This is a genomic window from Helicobacter mehlei (assembly GCF_003660265.1).
Lineage (GTDB): Bacteria > Campylobacterota > Campylobacteria > Campylobacterales > Helicobacteraceae > Helicobacter > Helicobacter mehlei.
The window spans coordinates 46,121-62,422 of sequence record NZ_QXQP01000001.1; the positions used below are offsets into that span (position 1 = coordinate 46,121).

Sequence of the window (16,302 nt, forward strand, 5' to 3'; positions counted from 1 at the left end):
CTTTCTTGTTCAAATCATTTAAATCGGGCGCACTTCTATTTGATTGGATAAGACATAGATTAGGGCAGCTTGCACATGGGCATGGGGGTAAATGCGCCCAACACGCTCCCTATAACCCTGCACTTGCGCGCGGTTTTCCTCAAGGTTGCCCTCTCCACTTTTAAAATCCAAGATCGTGATCTGATTGCCTGCAAATAAAAGCATGTCCATACGCCAAATATCGCGTTGGATTTTAAAGCCCACCTCAACTTCCATGTGCCCCTTTAACAACTCCAAAAATTGGGGGGCTTTTTGCAAGTGTTGGACGCGCGCAAGCACCTTGGCGATCTCTATGCCCCCAAAGCCATAATGGTGGGTCAAATAGGCTTGCGCTTCCTCCAAATTAACCCCATAACCATAGTGCAATTCTAGGGCTTTGTGCAAGATGATCCCAAAGAGCATCCCCAGCGCGTTTTCCTCTATGGGGGTTTCTTGTCTTAAATGATCGCTTTGTTCCCCAAAGGACTCCTGGCTCTCTAACAAAGAGGGGGTATTTTGGCAATCACAAGATTTTAACTCATCTTGTAAGCACTTATCTTGGCGTGTCAAACTACCTCTTTGCAAGGGATTAAGATTTAAGGACTTAAAAGCACTTTTGTCGGGCTTTTGGATGATGATTAAGCTGTGCTTGGCGCGCGTGCAAGCCACATAGAGGACATTGGTATCCTCGCGTTCTTGGGTTTTTTGGTATTCCTCAAGGGCTTGCTTGTAATCCCCATCCACCAACTTTCTATGTTTTTGCTTGTAAAAAACCTGCATCGTGCCGTGTTGATAGGTGGTGAAAAATTTGTTGGTATCTGGGCGTGCCCCACCTAAGCGATCTACCAAAATTACATGCTCAAATTCCAATCCCTTAGACTTATGGATGGTCATGAGCGTAATCCCTTGCGTATTGCTTTGGCCAAAAGCGGGTTTTTCTTTCTCTAGAGTATCCAAGAAGTCTAGGGCGTTGGTGTATTCTAAAGAGAGTTCTAGCAAATAACAAGCCCCGGGGCTATATAGCCCCAATTCTTGCATGAGTGTAAAAAGATAGGGGCTTAATTCTGTAAAGGGGGGTAAAGTTAGGGGCGTATCCAAGTTTAAGCCCAACAACTTGAGGATACAGGCTTGGTAATAGGGTTGGTGTTTGGGGGTAGCTAGGGCGTGTTGGAGCGCATAGAGCATGATTTTAACTTCTTTTTGCGCCAATAAGCCCATATCTGCATCGCTGACAATTTCTATCCCCTGCAATTCTGCGCAATTTTCCCGCATTTCCAACAAATGATCTTTTAAGGCGCGCACATCGTCATTTTTAAAGCAAAGTAGGGTGATTGTGCTGGGTTCTATGCCCGCCCTTAAGAGAATTAGCACTTCTTGAGAAACCGCTTCCAGCATTTCGGCTTGGGCTTGGATCACCTTGACATACCCCCCTTGTTTGTGTGCGGGGCTCTCTGGGGGCAATGCTTGGTATTCATACCCCCCAATGGAGTTTTTAAAACTCTCATTGACAAAATCCATGATCACTTTATCGCTTCTAAAGTTATGGGGCAAGCTCTGCGGGTGGAACCTAGAATCGGCACAAAGGCGATCAAATAAGAGGCTATAGCTCCCCCGAAAGCCATAAATGCTCTGTTTGGAATCCCCGACTAAAAATACACTCCGCCCTTCCTTTTGCCCCTTACCCGCTAAGATTTCATCAATCATGGGTCTTAGTATTTGGTATTGCAAGATGCTCGTATCTTGGAATTCATCTAACAGGATATGGCGGATTTGCGTATCCAAGCGGAAGTAAAAAAAGTTAGCAAAACTCTCCCAATCGCGTTCTTCTAAGAGTTGGTAAGCTTTCAAGGCAATGCTAGCGAAGTCAAGATGTTGGGGGCTATGGGTGTGTTTGTCATAGCGATCCAATAGATCGCCTAGTTTTTGGAAGATCGTAGCTTCTTTGAGGATATAATACTCTTTGAGTTGCCCTAGCAAGGCTTGGAACTTGGGGTCTAAATCTTGCAACTTGAATTTTTTAAAAAATTTGTATTGTGAGCCTTCTATGAGGGGGTTTAAAGAGTCTAGCAAACCTTCTAAATCGGGCTTGAGTGCATTTGTAGCTATTTTGCCCTCCACACGGCTTAAAACCTCTAGTCTTAGGGCTTGCCAATTTTGCTTAAGCTGTTCTTGCAAGGTTTTTAAACTCTGTTGTTGGGGTGCAATTCTCAAATGCTGTTTCTTAATGCCTTGGTAGTAGAGTTCTAAGAGGGGCTCTAAAATTTGCGCCACTTGCGTGCTTTGGCTCAAATCTAGGGCTTGGAGACAAAATTGCTCTAAGTCTTGCAATTCATGGGGTTTGAGTGTGGCGATAAAGGAATTGAGTTTATCTTGGTTATCTAAATGCCCGACCTTAAAATGCGCACTCACCCCCACAAAATAGCTAAATTTACGCAAGATTTTTTGCAAAAACGCATCAATGGTGGTGATTTGCAAGCGATCTTGCAGGAAACTTTGGTAAATGGACTCCATATACGGGGCGATTGCCTCTAGCGCGATGCCATACTTGTTTTTGAGTTCAGTAATGAGGGGGCTTGGGTGCGTTGTATTAGGGTCAAAGGCACTTGGATTTTGCAAATACGCTTGGCTTTCTATTAGCAACTCGTGCAAAGCCTTCCCAATGCGTTCGCTCATCTCAGCCGCTGCTTTGTTGGTGAAAGTCAGGGTTAAAATTTCAGAAGCTCTAGCGTTATTTTTAAACATTAATTTTTCTCTGAGTAGCGAGGCGACAAAGCGTAAAGTGAGGTGGAAAGTTTTCCCGCTCCCAGCAGAAGCCCTTAATGCCAAAGATGAAAAATTGCCCCTTAACATCACACTCTCTTTAAGGTTTTAACAAATGATACTCAAAAAGCCTTAATTTAAAAAACGCCTTTGCTCCTTGCTTAATACCCTCCCTTAGCATGTCCATGTTATAATGAGAGCATACAAATTAAAAAGAGAGTGCCATGCGATATATCAAGTTTTATCAAGAGCTCAACAATAGAGATATTGCCCTAGTTGGGGGCAAGAATGCCAGCATTGGGGAGATGTTCCAAGAATTAGTGCCCAGTGGGATCAAAGTGCCCAATGGTTTTGCTATCACCAGCGAGGCATATTGGTATTTGTTAGAGCATGGGGGCATTAAAGAGCAGATCATCCAGCTGTTAAAAAATGTGGATGCCACCGAGCTAGATGTGCTTAAAATGCGCTCCAAGCAAATCCGCGATCTGATTTTTGGCACTCCCTTTCCGGCAGATTTACGCGATGAAATCTTGCAAGCCTACAAAATGCTCAGCGACGAATACAATATGCGTGAAGCCGATGTTGCCGTGAGGAGTTCGGCTACCGCTGAAGACTTGCCAGATGCCTCCTTTGCCGGGCAACAAGATACTTATTTGAATGTGAAGGGCAAGGCGGAGTTGGTGCATTATATTAAGGCGTGTCTATCCTCGCTCTTTACCGATCGCGCCATTAGCTACCGTGCCTCTAGGGGCTTTGATCACCTCAAAGTTGCCTTGAGTGTGGGCGTGCAAAAGATGGTGCGTGCTGATAAAGCCAGCGCGGGCGTGATGTTCTCCATTGATACCGAAACCGGGTTTCAAGATGCCGTCTTTATCACGTCTAACTGGGGCTTGGGGGAAAGCGTAGTCGGTGGGTTAGTCAATCCGGATGAGTTTTATGTCTTCAAACCCACGCTTAAGGCGGGCAAACAACCCATTATCAAACGCCAATTAGGGGATAAATCCCAAAAGATTGTCTATGCCTCTAGGGGGAGTGAGAGCCCCACCAAGAGCGTGGTTACCCCAGTTGATGAATATTATCGTTTTTCCTTGAGCGATGAGGATATTTTGAGTTTGGCACGCTATGGCGTGATCATTGAGGAGCATTATAGCAAAGAGGCTGGGCAATACCGCCCAATGGACATTGAATGGGCTAAAGATGGAGATAGCGGGGAGATTTTTATCGTGCAAGCCCGCCCAGAAACCGTACAAAGCCAGCAGATGGAAAACCGCGTCTATGAAAAATACCGCTTTAAGGATAAAGCACCCAAGGAGGTTTTACTCACCGGTAAAGCCATTGGGAGCAAAATTGGCATCGGCAAGGTACGTGTGATCAATAGTTTGGATCACATGAATATTTTTAAAGAGGGCGAGGTGTTGGTAACTGACAACACCGATCCGGATTGGGAGCCCATTATGAAAAAGGCGAGTGCGGTTATCACCAATCGGGGTGGGCGCACTTGCCATGCCGCTATTGTGGCGCGCGAAATTGGCGTGCCCACCATTGTCGGGGCACTGGGTGCTACCGAATCGCTCTATACGGGCATGGAGGTTACGATCTCTTGTGCTGAGGGCGAACAGGGCTATATTTATAGTGGGGCGCATGCCTTTGAGGTAGAACGCATTGCTTTAGATCACTTGAACGAACCTAAAACCAAAATCTATCTTAACATTGGCAACCCCGAAAAAGCCTTTAAATTCTCGCAATTGCCCAATCACGGCGTAGGGCTAGCGCGCATGGAATTGATTATGCTTAATCAAATCAAAGCCCACCCCCTAGCCCTCGTGGATATGCACCACAATAAAAGCGTACCCGATCGCGAAAAGATTGAAAGCTTGATTGCGGGCTATGAGGGCCCTAAAGACTTTTTCATTAAAAAGATCGCTGAGGGGATGGGAATGATCAGTGCTGCTTTTTATCCTAAACCCGTGATTGTGCGCACCAGCGATTTTAAATCCAACGAATACATGCGCATGCTTGCCGGGAGTGCTTATGAACCCCATGAGGAAAACCCCATGCTCGGTTTCAGGGGGGCGAGTCGTTATTACTCCGATCTTTACAAAGAAGCCTTTGCTTGGGAGTGTGAGGCTCTGTGTTTGGTGCGCGAACAAATGGGGCTAACCAACATGAAAATCATGATCCCCTTCTTGCGCACCATTGAGGAAGCCAAAAAAGTCTTGGAGATTTTGCGTAAAAATGGACTAGAATCGGGTAAAAATGGGCTAGATATTTATATCATGTGTGAATTGCCCGTTAATGTAATTTTAGCCGATGACTTTTTAAACCTCTTTGATGGCTTTTCCATTGGCTCCAATGATCTAACCCAGCTCACTTTGGGCGTGGATCGCGATGGGCAGTTGGTTAGCCATGTTTTTGATGAGCGTAACCCCGCCATGTTGGAAATGTTTAAACGCGCCATTGTGGCATGCCAAAAACATGGCAAGTATTGCGGGATTTGCGGGCAAGCCCCCAGCGATTATATTGAAGTCGCCGAGTTTTTGGTCAAACAGGGCATTAGCTCCCTCTCGCTCAATCCTGACTCGGTCATCACCACTTGGGAGCAAATCGCTAAACTAGAACAAAACCTTTTGTAATGCCTTCTTTGCTCTTGCTCTCTAGTGCATGCTATGCCGGCACTTTTCTAACCCACGCCTTAGATAACTTGCAAGATTTTATTGGCCAACACCGCCTAGAGGGGCAAACAATCGCCCTTGTGCCCTTTGCTAGTGTTTTAAGGGATTATGCAACCTACACACAAGGCGTACAAGAGGCCCTTAAAAGTTTGCCCGTGCAGATTATCAGCGTGCATACAGATTTAAGCCTAGTGGATACTTGCGGTGGGTTTTTAATGGGTGGGGGGAATAGCTTTAAACTCTTGCACGATCTCTATAAATACAATCTACTAGACAAGATCGCCCAAAGGGTCAGGCAGGGCGTGCCCTACTTGGGTTGGTCAGCTGGGGCTAATGTGGCTACTCCTAGTATCCACACCACTAATGACATGCCCATCATCTACCCCCCCAGCCTAAAAGCCCTTGATCTTTTCCCCCACCACATCAACCCCCACTTTGTGGGGGGTAAACACCATCAGGGCGAGAGCAGGCAAGAGAGACTGGCCGAGTTTTTAGCCCTCAATCCCTCTAGCGTGGTGGATGCTCTGCCCGATGGGGCTTGTTTGTGGGTGCAAGAGGGGCATGCACGCTATTTGCACCCCCACAACACCCCCATGCTACAAATTACACACCCCTACAACGCCACACCCTTAAGCCCAGGGGCTAGCTTTGAACTTTGAGGGGCAAAAATTATTGGTGATCCGCAATGACAAATTGGGCGATTTTATGCTAATTTTCCCCGCTCTTGCTATGCTCAAAAAGAGCGCGCCTAAGTTACAACTCATCGCCCTTGTACCCGCATACACCGCCCCCATCGCGCAAAATTGCCCCTATTTAGATGGTGTGATCCTTGATCCGGGCAAACAAGCCAGCAAGCAGGCTAAACGAGATTTACTGGCACGCATCAAAGACCATCATTTTGACTATGCCATTAACTTTTTTTCTAACGCTTATAACGCTCTGTTGGTGTGGCGGGCTAAAATCCCCCACCGCCTAGCCCCGGCGACTAAATGGGTGCAGATTTTCTACACCCACCGCCTCACCCAACGGCGATCACGCTCGCTCAAACCCGAATTTGAATACAATTTAGATTTAGTCCGTTTCTTCCTCAAACAGCGGGGCGTGCTAACCATAGAACCACAAGCCCCCTTTTGGGTGCTAAATCCGGATGTTTTGACTAGACAAAGAGAAAAGCTAGCTCAAGAGTTAGGTCTTAGCACCAAACCTTGGGTCTTTTTGCACGCCGGATCGGGTGGGAGTGCCCCCACTTTAACCCTAGAACAATATGCCCACTTAGCTAATACGCTTTTAGAACACTTTACTATTGACTTAATTTTAAGCGCAGGACCTACAGAGGGTGCATTGGCACACCAACTAGTCAAAATGATCACCAAACCGGTGGTGGTCTATGAATCTAGACAAGGCTTGCTTGATTTTGCCCACTCTTTGGCATGTGCTAGGCTATTGATTTGCGGATCAACCGGTCCCCTACACTTGGGGGCGGCCTTCAATGTCCCCACTTTAGCCTTTTATCCAAGCCATGCCACCTCTAGCGCGCTACGCTGGCAACCCACCAACACGGCACATTTGAGCTTTTCAAGCCCAGTAACCCCCGCTAATGACTTAAGCGGACTAAAAATCCCTCTTAGTCAAGTTTTAGAATTTGTGCAAGGTGTTTTAACCCCCACAGCCCCATAAAACAACTCAGACATTGTCGCCGATCCCCTACTAACTCAGGCTGGCGATCATCTTCTTAATTTTGTCTTGATAGGCTTTGCGCGCCTGCAACGCCTCCTCCATCTCCACCTTTTTAAAGCGCACCTTTTGATTAGGGGCAAACTGCCCTAGTCGATCCAAATCGCAACTAATCAGCGTGCAATACATCGCAAACCCGCCCCCACTGGGCGCATCTCTTTGGAGCACAATAGGTTCATTGCCCCCGGGGGCTTGCATAGAGCCCACCGGATAACACGCATCGGCGATATTGCTAGGATTTGAGCCCGCCCCAAAGGGCTGGGGTAGGTCTTTATAGGTGAATTTCTGCCCGTTTTTAAAGCGATAGCCCAGCCTGTCTGCTTGGGTGGAGACGACATAGACATCATTAAATAGATTGTGCAAACTCTGCTCTGTGAGCTTGTAATCTTGCAGCCCCAAGATCACGCGCAAGGACTCCACCTCTTCAAGCTTTAAGTGAAACTCTTCTGCTAGAGGCTTGCTACTGGGTTTGCCTGTGGGCTTGCCAATTTGTAACACATCGCCCTCTTCTAATTTGCGCCCCTTAAAGCCCCCAATGCCCCCCAAAGGATAGGTAGAGCGCGAGCCCATCACTACGGGCACATCTACTCCCCCGGCTATGGCGATGTAAGCGCGCGCGCCTTTTTTCAAATAACTAAAGCCAAGTTTACCCCCAGCAGGCACTTTGAGTGCGGTATTACTGGGCATTTCTTGGTTATTGATAAGGGGGGTGGTGTGCGCGCCCGTAACCGCCACATAAGTTTCTTGCTCAAATTCTAATTCGGGTGCCATCAAAGCCACTTCTAAAGCCGCGGCGTTTTGCTCATTGCCCACCAAGACATTTGCCGCGATGAAAGAGGCTTGATCAAGCGCGCCCCCGGGGGGGATGCCCAAGTGGTAGTAACCATAACGCCCCAAATCCTCTACATAGGTCGCAATGCCCGGTTTGATCACTTTAAAAGAGTTCATGCAAGTGCCTTTAAGATTTTTTGATTATAACCCTTAGGATCGCTCTGCCACTCCTGCAAAGAAAAGAGAGTGGGGCGAATCTTGAGATCAAAAGTGCCCGCCTCTACCTCTTTGACATAGGCATCATACTGCTCCTTAGTGCAGGGGGTGAATTTGATGATGTCCCCCGGGTTTAAAAACACCATGCTCTCTTTGAAATAGGGCAGTCTCTGCTTGGGGTCCCACACGGGCGCGGGTGTAATGCCCATCATCTGATACCCCCCACCCCCACGCACCGCATAAACACAGCCAAAACACCCCCCATGCCCGATGGTCAGCGCCGGGGTGTCAATGCGCGCCACCGGGTATTTGGGCACTTCAATTTGGGCTTGTCGTTCCACGAGTTGGTATAGCCATGGCAGTCCAGCCACAAAGCCAATCATGCTCACAAACCATGGGCTTTCTGAGTGGGCTTTGATAAAAGCCTCTACACTCTCATAGCCATTGATTTGGCGGGCGTATTCAATGTCGGTGATATTGGGATCGAGCGTGGATCCCGGTTCGCGGCATTGGTGGTTGTTGCGGAAACGCATTTGGCATTCATGGGTGTAGGGGTCATTGTAAAAAACGGGCATTTCTATCAGGCGGGTTTGAATTTCTGTGCGCGCCCCCACAATTTCCTTTTCTAAGGATTTTAAAATCTCTAGGGCTTTGGTGTGGGGCAGAATGTCCGGATTGAAAGCGATCATATAGGACGCGTTAGCCGGGCAGATTTCAGTAATGCCCTCAATTTTCATCTCCCTTAGCTTGTTGCAAATTGCCATGGCTAAGAAAAATGCCTCCAAAGACATCCCATCCTCGCTCACCTCCACAAATAAAAAGGTGTCGCCACCAAAACTATATCTAAACGCCATCTTCAGCCTCCCAGTTTATAGCTTTCTAAAAAATTGATGTCGTAATCGCCCTTTTGGATATGCGGATCGTTTAAAAGGGCTTTAAAAAGCGCGGTGGTGGTCTTGACTCCCTCGATCTTCAGCTCGTTGAGCGCGCGTTTGAGCTTGCTAAGAGCAAACTCGCGGTTTTGATCATAGACGATGAGTTTAGCAATTAGCGAGTCGTAAAAGGGGGGAATCGTGCGCCCACTAAAGAGCATGCTATCCAAGCGCACCCCAGAGCCCGTAGGGCATTGCAAGTGGGTGATCTCCCCGGGGCTTGGGAAAAAATTATTTTGGGGGTCTTCGGCGTTGATTCTGACCTCAATAGAATGCCCGCGCAAAGAAATGTCCCCTTGTTGGTAAGCCAAGGGCTCGCCATCGGCGATGCGCAACATTTGGCGCACGATGTCAATCCCGGTCACCATCTCTGTAATGGCGTGCTCGACTTGGATACGGGTATTCATCTCCAAGAAGTAAAACCCCTTGCTTTGCGTGTCGTATAAAAACTCCAAAGTCCCCGCGCCCTTATAGCCTACATCGCTAGCCATGCGCGCCGCGCTCGCGCACAAGGCTTCTCGTGTTTGGCAATCTAGGCTAGGGCTGGGGGCTTCTTCTAGCACCTTCTGCCTGCGCCGTTGCAAAGAACACTCGCGATCGTACAGATGAATCACGCGCTCCCCATCGCCTAGCACCTGTACCTCAATGTGTTTGGCGTTTTGCAAATACTTTTCTAAATACACGCCCCCATTGCCAAAAGCCGCGCGCGCTTCAGCGGTAGCGATTTCAAATTGAGTGATGAGCTGGGCTTCATCTTGCACCAACCTAATCCCCTTGCCCCCACCCCCTGCAATGGCTTTAATGAGCAAGGGATAGCCAATGGCACGCGCCTCTTCTAGAGCCTGATTCACATTCTCTAGCACGGGACTATTTGGCATGGTGGGCACTTGGCTTTTTTTTGCCTGTTGCAGGGCTTTTGCCTTGTCGCCCATTGTCTCAATAAGTCTGCTAGAAGGTCCTACAAAGATGATCCCCGCCTCCTCCACCCGTTTAGCAAATTGGGCGTTCTCGCTCAAAAAGCCATAACCCGGATGAATCGCATCCACCTGCGCCTGCTTGGCGATCTCTAACACCTTGTCTATATTGAGATAACTCTTATGGGCTAGGTTCTCGCCCACGCGGTAGGCTTCATCGGCAAGTTGAGAAGCCAAATTGCCCTGATCGGCATCGGTGTAGATCGCCACGGCTTTCATATTGAGCTCATGGGCGGCTTGGATGATGCGCACGGCGATCTCGCCCCGGTTAGCCACCAAGACTTTTTTAATTTTCTGAGGGGTGTAAGCCATGGGTTACTCCACGACAAACAACACATCGCCCGGATTGACAAACTGCTCGTTTTCTGCCCTAATCTCTTTGATCTTGCCCTTGGCTCCGGCTTTGATCTCATTGAAGGTTTTCATCACCTCCACTAGGCAGACAATGGTGTCTTCATGGACTTCAGAGCCCACCTCTACAAAGGGGGCGGCATCGGGGTTGGGTTTGCGATAAAAGGTCCCGGGGATGGGGCTAATCACTTCGTGCATGATCTCTCCTTAAGGGTGGTGGATGGTGGGTTTTTGGATGGCAATGCCATGTTCTTCTAAGAGTTTTTTAGTCGCGCTGATCAAAGAGAGCGCCCCGGGGGTGTCGCTATGGATACACACCGAGTCAAAATCTACCTCAATGACCTTACCGGTTACCGTTTTGACTGTGCCCTCCTTGCAGGCTTGCAAGACCTTATTAGCGACCTCTTCAGGGGTGTAGGCGCGCGCACGGCGCACCATCACCAACTGCCCATCCTCGCCATAATCGCGATCCCCATAAAACTCGCGCACAAAGGGTTGTTTGAGTTCTTGAGCGACTTGGTGGGTGATGGTGCCTTGCATGCAATACAGGGGCAAATGGGGGTCAATTTTGTGCAGAGTGCTGATAAGCTCTTCAGAAAAGGCGCGATCCTTGCTTGCATGGATGTACAAACTCCCATGGGGCTTGAAGTGGTGCAGTTTGCCCCCTAGAAAATGCACAAACTCACGCAACGCCCCTAGCTGGTAGAGGCAGTCGTTGGTTAGCTCGGTGGGGTTAGCCACGATATGCCGCCTCCCAAAGCCCACTAAATCCCTAAAACCCGGGTGTACCCCAATTTCTACGCCATTTTCTAAGGCATTAGCCACGCAGTGGCGCATGATACTAGGATCGCTAGCATGAAAGCCGGCCGCGATATTGCAACTGCTAATGAGCTTCATAATTGCATCATCCACCCCATCCCCAATAATCCACGGACCAAAACACTCGCCCATGTCGCTGTTCAAATCAATGTGTTGTTTCACCTGTATCTCCTCTCTAAAGTTGCCGGTGTGCTATTGTGGCACAAGAATCACAATCAAAGGGTATGGATCGGGGTTTTTGGGTGAAAAATAGCCACTCGGAGCTTGTCTGTGGTTTTTAGTAACAAGATATAAGGGGAACGCTAGGAGGCAGATGCGTATTTATAAGTTAGAGTTAATTTTACTTGTGTTAGAATGCCACTCCTTTTTGGCGGAGTATGGCGCAGCCTGATTAGCGCGCACCCTTGGGGTGGGTGAGGTCGTGGGTTTGAATCCCGCTACTCCGACCATTTCAACGCTTCCCATGGATAAGTGTTTTTTGATTAGCCAAAGATTTTTCTTCTTGTTTGTCTTGTTTGGTCTGTGGTGTGCAATGGCAACAACCTACCAGCACAAAAGCAAAACCAGCTAAACACAAAAACTCCCTCATGCCCTATTTTTCACCTTGCAAGAGTGATTTTTCTTGCACAGCAGGTTTATCTTCACCTGCACCCTGGTGTTGTTTAGTACTATCTTGCGACTCGTGTGGGTGGTTTTTAGGCGTGTTTCCCTCTTTGTGGCAAGCGACCAGACCTAGAGCGAGCAGAGCGGACAAAAAAACATTTCTCATAACAATCCTTTAATAAAAATGAACCGCCATTTTAACACTCATTGGTAAAGTTCTGTTGAATCGTTGGTAATTTTTGGTGATTTTGAATGAGAGCCCAGAATCAATCCCTTAAAGCGTTCGCCAAAACCCTCGGGGCTAATGAGCGATCGAGCTTTGAGGGCTTCTTTGGAATAGAGGGTAAAGGGGGTGTTTTGTTCTAATAATTCCAAAAGCCGAGTCAGTCCCATTTTAATAAGGGCCGCACTTTGTGTCCCGTAAAAAAGCGTGTGGGCTCCTTGTTTGTGGAATAACGTTTCTAAAAGCTGGAAATCAATATCATAGGTCAAATCCACTTGTTGGTAGTAGCCCTCTAGGTTTGCTAAAATATCGGCAAAGTCTAGCACCCTGTGTTGGGTGTAAGCCCGCAAATCCACGCCCCCGCGCGCGCCATATTGCCCATAATCAAAACCCACCAGCACCCATTTTTGGCTTTGTTGCAAACTGGGGATCAAATCTTTAACGTAGTCCTCCCATGTGAGGGGCACACAACCTTTAAAATGGGCGATCTTTTCTGGTGGGTGTGTGTGGGACAAAAAATCTAAAACCTCTTGGCTAAGGGGTCTCCAGATGGGCTTGAAAGAATCCACATAGAGCATTTGGGAGTCTTGGCACACTTGACAGGGGAAACTATCCCATAACTCATTGCAATAGACAAATGTGCTTTTTCGGAGATGGGGTCTTAACGCCTCTAGGCTGGGCACACCGATTAAATTAGTTTGGATTTTTTGGAGGCGTTGTTGTTGCAAAGTGGCCAATGCGTTCAAGGGCTCGACGCTTAAAAAGGCAGTATGTTCCAAAACGCCACAACTCAGATCACGCAAGAATAACACCACATCTTGCAACAGATATCCCTCCCCTGCGCCAATCTCCACCACGCTTAAGGGCAAATCCAAAACCCCTTGTTCTAAGAGAGATAACAAATAAAAAGCTAAAGTTCCGCCAAAACAACGACTCGCATTCACAGAGGTGTAAAAATCCCCCTGTGTCCCAATTTTGGCAGTTCTATAATAGCCTTGATCGCCATAAAGCCACTCTTGCATGAGCGTGCTAAAAGTTTGCATGAGTCTCCTATCGTTGGTGTGTTCCCATGTTAGCTAGAATGACCTAATTTGCCAAATTAGCTGATCTTTTGTTAAAATAAACCACCTTGTCATAGAGAGCTATGGATGGAATTACCACCAGATTTGTATTTTAACCGCGAACTCTCATGGTTGCGTTTTAACACACGGGTGTTGGATCAGGTTTGCGATGGGGGTTTGCCCCTATTGGAACGACTTAAATTTTTAGCCATCTATGGCACAAATCTAGACGAGTTTTACATGATCCGTGTGGCAGGCTTGAAGCACCTTTACGATCATAGCGTGGTGCAAGAGGGTTTGCAAATGGGGCATGGCAAGCAACTAGAATGCATCCGCAGTTATCTAGTCGCCGAACAAAAAATCGTGCAAGAGCAGTTTTTACAACTCAAGGAGAAATTAGCCCAGCAACATTTGGCGATCCAGAGTGTCGAAGAGTTGAGTACCAAGAACACCGAAAAGCTCCGTGCCTATTTTGATAATTATCTTTATCCAGTTGTTGTCCCCATCATTTTAGACCCCGCCCGCCCCTTCCCCTTTTTAAGTAATTTGAGTTTTGGGCTCATTTTGGGCTTGCAACACCTCAATTATGCCCATAAAGCCTATGGGATCATTAAAATCCCCGCCCTTTTAAAACGCTTTATCCCTGTTGAAAAGGGTGTCTTTGTGCCTGTGGAACAAGTGGTGAAACAATTTGCTCCTTTACTTTTTGAAAAACACAGTGTGCTGGAGAGCATGGTTTTCCGTGTAACTTGTGATGCAGACATGGAGATTATCGAGGATGAGGGGCATGACCTAGCTGAGCTGATTAGCGAGGGTTTGCGCACGCGGGATCGGGGTGATGTAGTGCGTTTGGAAGTGAGCGAGGGTAATGCCGATTTGCTGGAATTTATTGAGCATAAGATGTTTGGGGTTACAAAGGATATTTATAAAAGCGATATACTGCTTAATTTAGGCTCTTTGTGGGAATTAGTTAATCTTAGGGGCTATGATGCGCTCAAATCCCCCACTTTTTACCCCAAAATCCTAGCCCCGCTGAATGGGATGGATTTGCTCACAGACAACGCAGCAATCTTCGAGTTGCTGGACAAACAAGATGTTTTTTTATTCCACCCATATGAGAGTTTCGATCCCATCGTGCATTTTATTGAAAACGCCTCTAGGGATAAAGATGTCGTGGCGATCCGCATGACTTTATACCGAGTGGGCAAGCAATCCCCCATTGTCAAAGCCTTAACAGAGGCTGCCCACACCAAACAAATTAGCGTTTTGGTCGAGCTCAAAGCCCGCTTTGATGAGGAAAATAATTTGCACTGGGCACAAGCCCTAGAAAATGCTGGGGCGCATGTGATCTATGGCGTACCTAGACTCAAGGTGCATGCCAAATTAGCCATTGTGGTGCGCCAAGTGGGGGCACAGCTTAAAGAATATGTACATTTGAGCACGGGCAATTACAACACCGCCTCAGCAAAAGTCTATACCGATTTAAGCCTACTCACCTCCAACAAACAAATTGCCTATGATATTTTAAAGCTCTTCCACTCCTTGAGCACCGGCGTGGCGGCTGAAATTGGGCTTAAAACCCTTTATATGGCTCCCATGCAGATCAAGCCCAAAATTATGGCGATGATCGCTGAAGAAATGCGCTTCAAACAAAGAGGGCGCATTATTTTTAAAGCCAATGCGCTTGTTGATCCCACCATTATTAAATGCCTGTATGAAGCCTCATGTGCGGGGGTTAAAATCGATCTCATCATTCGGGGGATTTGTTGCTTGCGCCCACAGATTAAGGGTTTGAGCGAAAATATTCGGGTTTTCTCTATTGTGGGCAAGTATTTAGAGCATGCTAGAATCTATTATTTTGCCCACGATCGCGCCAAGGTGTATTTTTCCAGTGCCGATATGATGCCCAGAAACCTAGAAAAACGGGTCGAATTGCTCGTGCCCGCCACTTCTAAGGCAATCCAACAAAAACTGATGCGAATCTTGCACATCCAGCTTAAAGACAATGTGAAAGCTTATGAGCTCAACCCCGATGGGTCTTATAGTAAAATGCCCAGCGTGGGCGAGTCCTTTAACGCCCAAGCCTTTTATGAGCAAGAAGTAGAAGAGCATGTTTGATTATGGTCAACTTAAAAAGGGGCTTTTTTGTTTGGAGGCTGAGCACGCGCATGCCCTAGCCACCCAAGCTTTGCGCATTTTGGGAGCATGCCCTTGGTTCTTTAGCCGTTTTGAAAGCCCGTTGTTAGAGACTAGCTTTTTAGATTTAAAACTGCCTAACCCCATCGGCCTAGCAGCTGGCTTTGATAAAGACGCGCGCATGCTAGCAGGTTTAGATGTGTTGGGCTTTGGGAACATTGAGGTGGGCAGTGTTACTCCAAAGGGGCAATTTGGCAACCCCAAACCTAGACTTTTCCGTTTTGCCAAACAAGAGAGCTTACAAAATGCGATGGGTTTTAACAACCAAGGCATTATACCCCTTGTATCCCGTTTGGAGCACATCAAGCCCTTAAAAAGTGTTGTGGGGATCAATTTAGGCAAAAATAAAAATACACCCCTAGAGCACGCCCTAGAGGATTACAAACAAGGCTTGCAAGCCAGTTTGGGCGTGGGAGATTACTATGTGTTTAATCTCTCCTCGCCCAACACCAAAAATCTAAGAGATTTGCAAAATGAGAGCTTTGTGGGCGAACTTTTTAGCATGGCAGTTGGGTACACCCACAAGCCTTTATTTTTAAAAGTTGCCCCCGATATGCCCATAGACACGCTTTTAGCAATCTGCCAAATTGCCCTAGACAAGGGTGCGCGCGGGATCATCGCCACCAACACCACCACAGATTATAGCTTGTTATCCGGAGCTAAAAACTTTGGGGGGATTAGTGGGCGTGTTTTGGAGGCTAAGGCTAGGGCAGTGTTTGCAGAGGTGGCTAGGGCGTTTTTTGGGCGGGCCATTTTGGTGGCGGTGGGGGGGATTAGCGATGGTAAAGAAGCCTATGAACGGATCAAAATGGGGGCGCATTTTGTGCAAATCTTCAGTGCTTTTATTTATCAAGGACCGCTAATCTGTAGACAAATCAAGCAAGATATAGTAAAATTACTCCAAAGAGATGGTTTGCGCTCTATTCAAGAAGCTATCGGGGTCGATCATGGGTAGGATAAGACGGGGATTGA

13 protein-coding genes and 1 tRNA gene are annotated in these 16,302 nt (G+C 47.5%); 6 read left to right on the forward strand and 8 right to left on the reverse strand.

Annotated features, from left to right (window positions below; all coding sequences use genetic code 11):
- Positions 1–18 precede the first annotated feature (18 nt).
- On the reverse strand, positions 19–2,868 hold the full coding sequence (locus tag EAO36_RS00230) for a RecB-like helicase (RefSeq protein WP_120955508.1): 2,850 nt from the start codon (positions 2,866–2,868) through the stop codon (positions 19–21).
- 134 nt (positions 2,869–3,002) lie between these two features.
- Here EAO36_RS00230 and ppsA point away from each other — a divergent pair, with 134 nt between their 5' ends.
- From ppsA to EAO36_RS00245, 3 genes are read left to right on the forward strand one after another with little or no spacing between them, the layout of a single operon-like run.
- Complete coding sequence (gene ppsA / locus EAO36_RS00235) at positions 3,003–5,411, forward strand: pyruvate, water dikinase (RefSeq protein WP_120947868.1); 2,409 nt, start codon at positions 3,003–3,005, stop codon at positions 5,409–5,411.
- Entirely contained in the window at positions 5,411–6,109 is a 699-nt protein-coding gene (gene pepE / locus EAO36_RS00240) for a dipeptidase PepE (RefSeq protein ID WP_120955510.1), read from the forward strand. The genes ppsA and pepE overlap by 1 nt, the downstream gene beginning before the upstream one ends.
- A complete protein-coding gene (locus tag EAO36_RS00245; protein ID WP_120955512.1) occupies positions 6,099–7,127 on the forward strand; it encodes a glycosyltransferase family 9 protein in 1,029 nt (342 codons plus the stop codon). The genes pepE and EAO36_RS00245 overlap by 11 nt, the downstream gene beginning before the upstream one ends.
- Before the next feature lie 30 nt (positions 7,128–7,157).
- Here EAO36_RS00245 and EAO36_RS00250 read toward each other — a convergent pair whose 3' ends face one another.
- From EAO36_RS00250 to pxpA, 5 genes are read right to left on the reverse strand one after another with little or no spacing between them, the layout of a single operon-like run.
- Positions 7,158–8,132 (reverse strand): 5-oxoprolinase subunit C family protein, encoded by a 975-nt coding sequence (locus tag EAO36_RS00250; protein ID WP_120955514.1) that lies wholly within the window; start codon positions 8,130–8,132, stop codon positions 7,158–7,160.
- Positions 8,129–9,025, reverse strand: coding sequence for a 5-oxoprolinase subunit B family protein (locus EAO36_RS00255; RefSeq protein WP_104752511.1), 897 nt, complete (start codon positions 9,023–9,025; stop codon positions 8,129–8,131). The genes EAO36_RS00250 and EAO36_RS00255 overlap by 4 nt, the downstream gene beginning before the upstream one ends.
- 2 nt (positions 9,026–9,027) lie before the next feature.
- Positions 9,028–10,389, reverse strand: a complete 1,362-nt coding sequence (locus EAO36_RS00260; protein WP_120947873.1) for an acetyl-CoA carboxylase biotin carboxylase subunit — start codon at positions 10,387–10,389, stop codon at positions 9,028–9,030.
- Positions 10,390–10,392: 3 nt separating this feature from the next.
- The gene (locus EAO36_RS00265; RefSeq protein WP_104752513.1) at positions 10,393–10,626 is read right to left on the reverse strand and encodes an acetyl-CoA carboxylase; all 234 of its coding nucleotides are present in this window, start codon (positions 10,624–10,626) and stop codon (positions 10,393–10,395) included.
- 9 nt (positions 10,627–10,635) lie between these two features.
- Positions 10,636–11,409: a 5-oxoprolinase subunit PxpA gene (pxpA, locus tag EAO36_RS00270; RefSeq protein WP_120955516.1), complete on the reverse strand. Its 774-nt coding sequence runs from the start codon at positions 11,407–11,409 to the stop codon at positions 10,636–10,638.
- A 209-nt stretch (positions 11,410–11,618) separates the two neighbouring features.
- On the opposite strand from pxpA, the gene EAO36_RS00275 reads away from it, so the two are divergent.
- Positions 11,619–11,696: transfer RNA gene (locus tag EAO36_RS00275), tRNA-Pro, on the forward strand.
- Positions 11,697–11,839: 143 nt separating this feature from the next.
- Here the strand turns inward: EAO36_RS00275 and EAO36_RS08410 are convergent.
- Together EAO36_RS08410 and EAO36_RS00280 are read right to left on the reverse strand one after the other, a co-directional pair.
- Positions 11,840–12,016: a hypothetical protein gene (locus EAO36_RS08410; protein WP_162983060.1), complete on the reverse strand. Its 177-nt coding sequence runs from the start codon at positions 12,014–12,016 to the stop codon at positions 11,840–11,842.
- A gap of 38 nt (positions 12,017–12,054) precedes the next feature.
- Positions 12,055–13,116 (reverse strand): SAM-dependent methyltransferase, encoded by a 1,062-nt coding sequence (locus tag EAO36_RS00280; protein ID WP_120947875.1) that lies wholly within the window; start codon positions 13,114–13,116, stop codon positions 12,055–12,057.
- A gap of 105 nt (positions 13,117–13,221) precedes the next feature.
- On the opposite strand from EAO36_RS00280, the gene ppk1 reads away from it, so the two are divergent.
- The gene (ppk1, locus tag EAO36_RS00285) at positions 13,222–15,252 is read left to right on the forward strand and encodes a polyphosphate kinase 1 (RefSeq protein WP_120947876.1); all 2,031 of its coding nucleotides are present in this window, start codon (positions 13,222–13,224) and stop codon (positions 15,250–15,252) included.
- Positions 15,245–16,285 carry a dihydroorotate dehydrogenase (quinone) gene (gene pyrD / locus EAO36_RS00290; protein ID WP_120955518.1) on the forward strand — a complete coding sequence of 347 codons (1,041 nt, stop codon included), beginning with the start codon at positions 15,245–15,247 and terminating at the stop codon, positions 16,283–16,285. The genes ppk1 and pyrD overlap by 8 nt, the downstream gene beginning before the upstream one ends.
- Positions 16,286–16,302 lie beyond the last annotated feature (17 nt).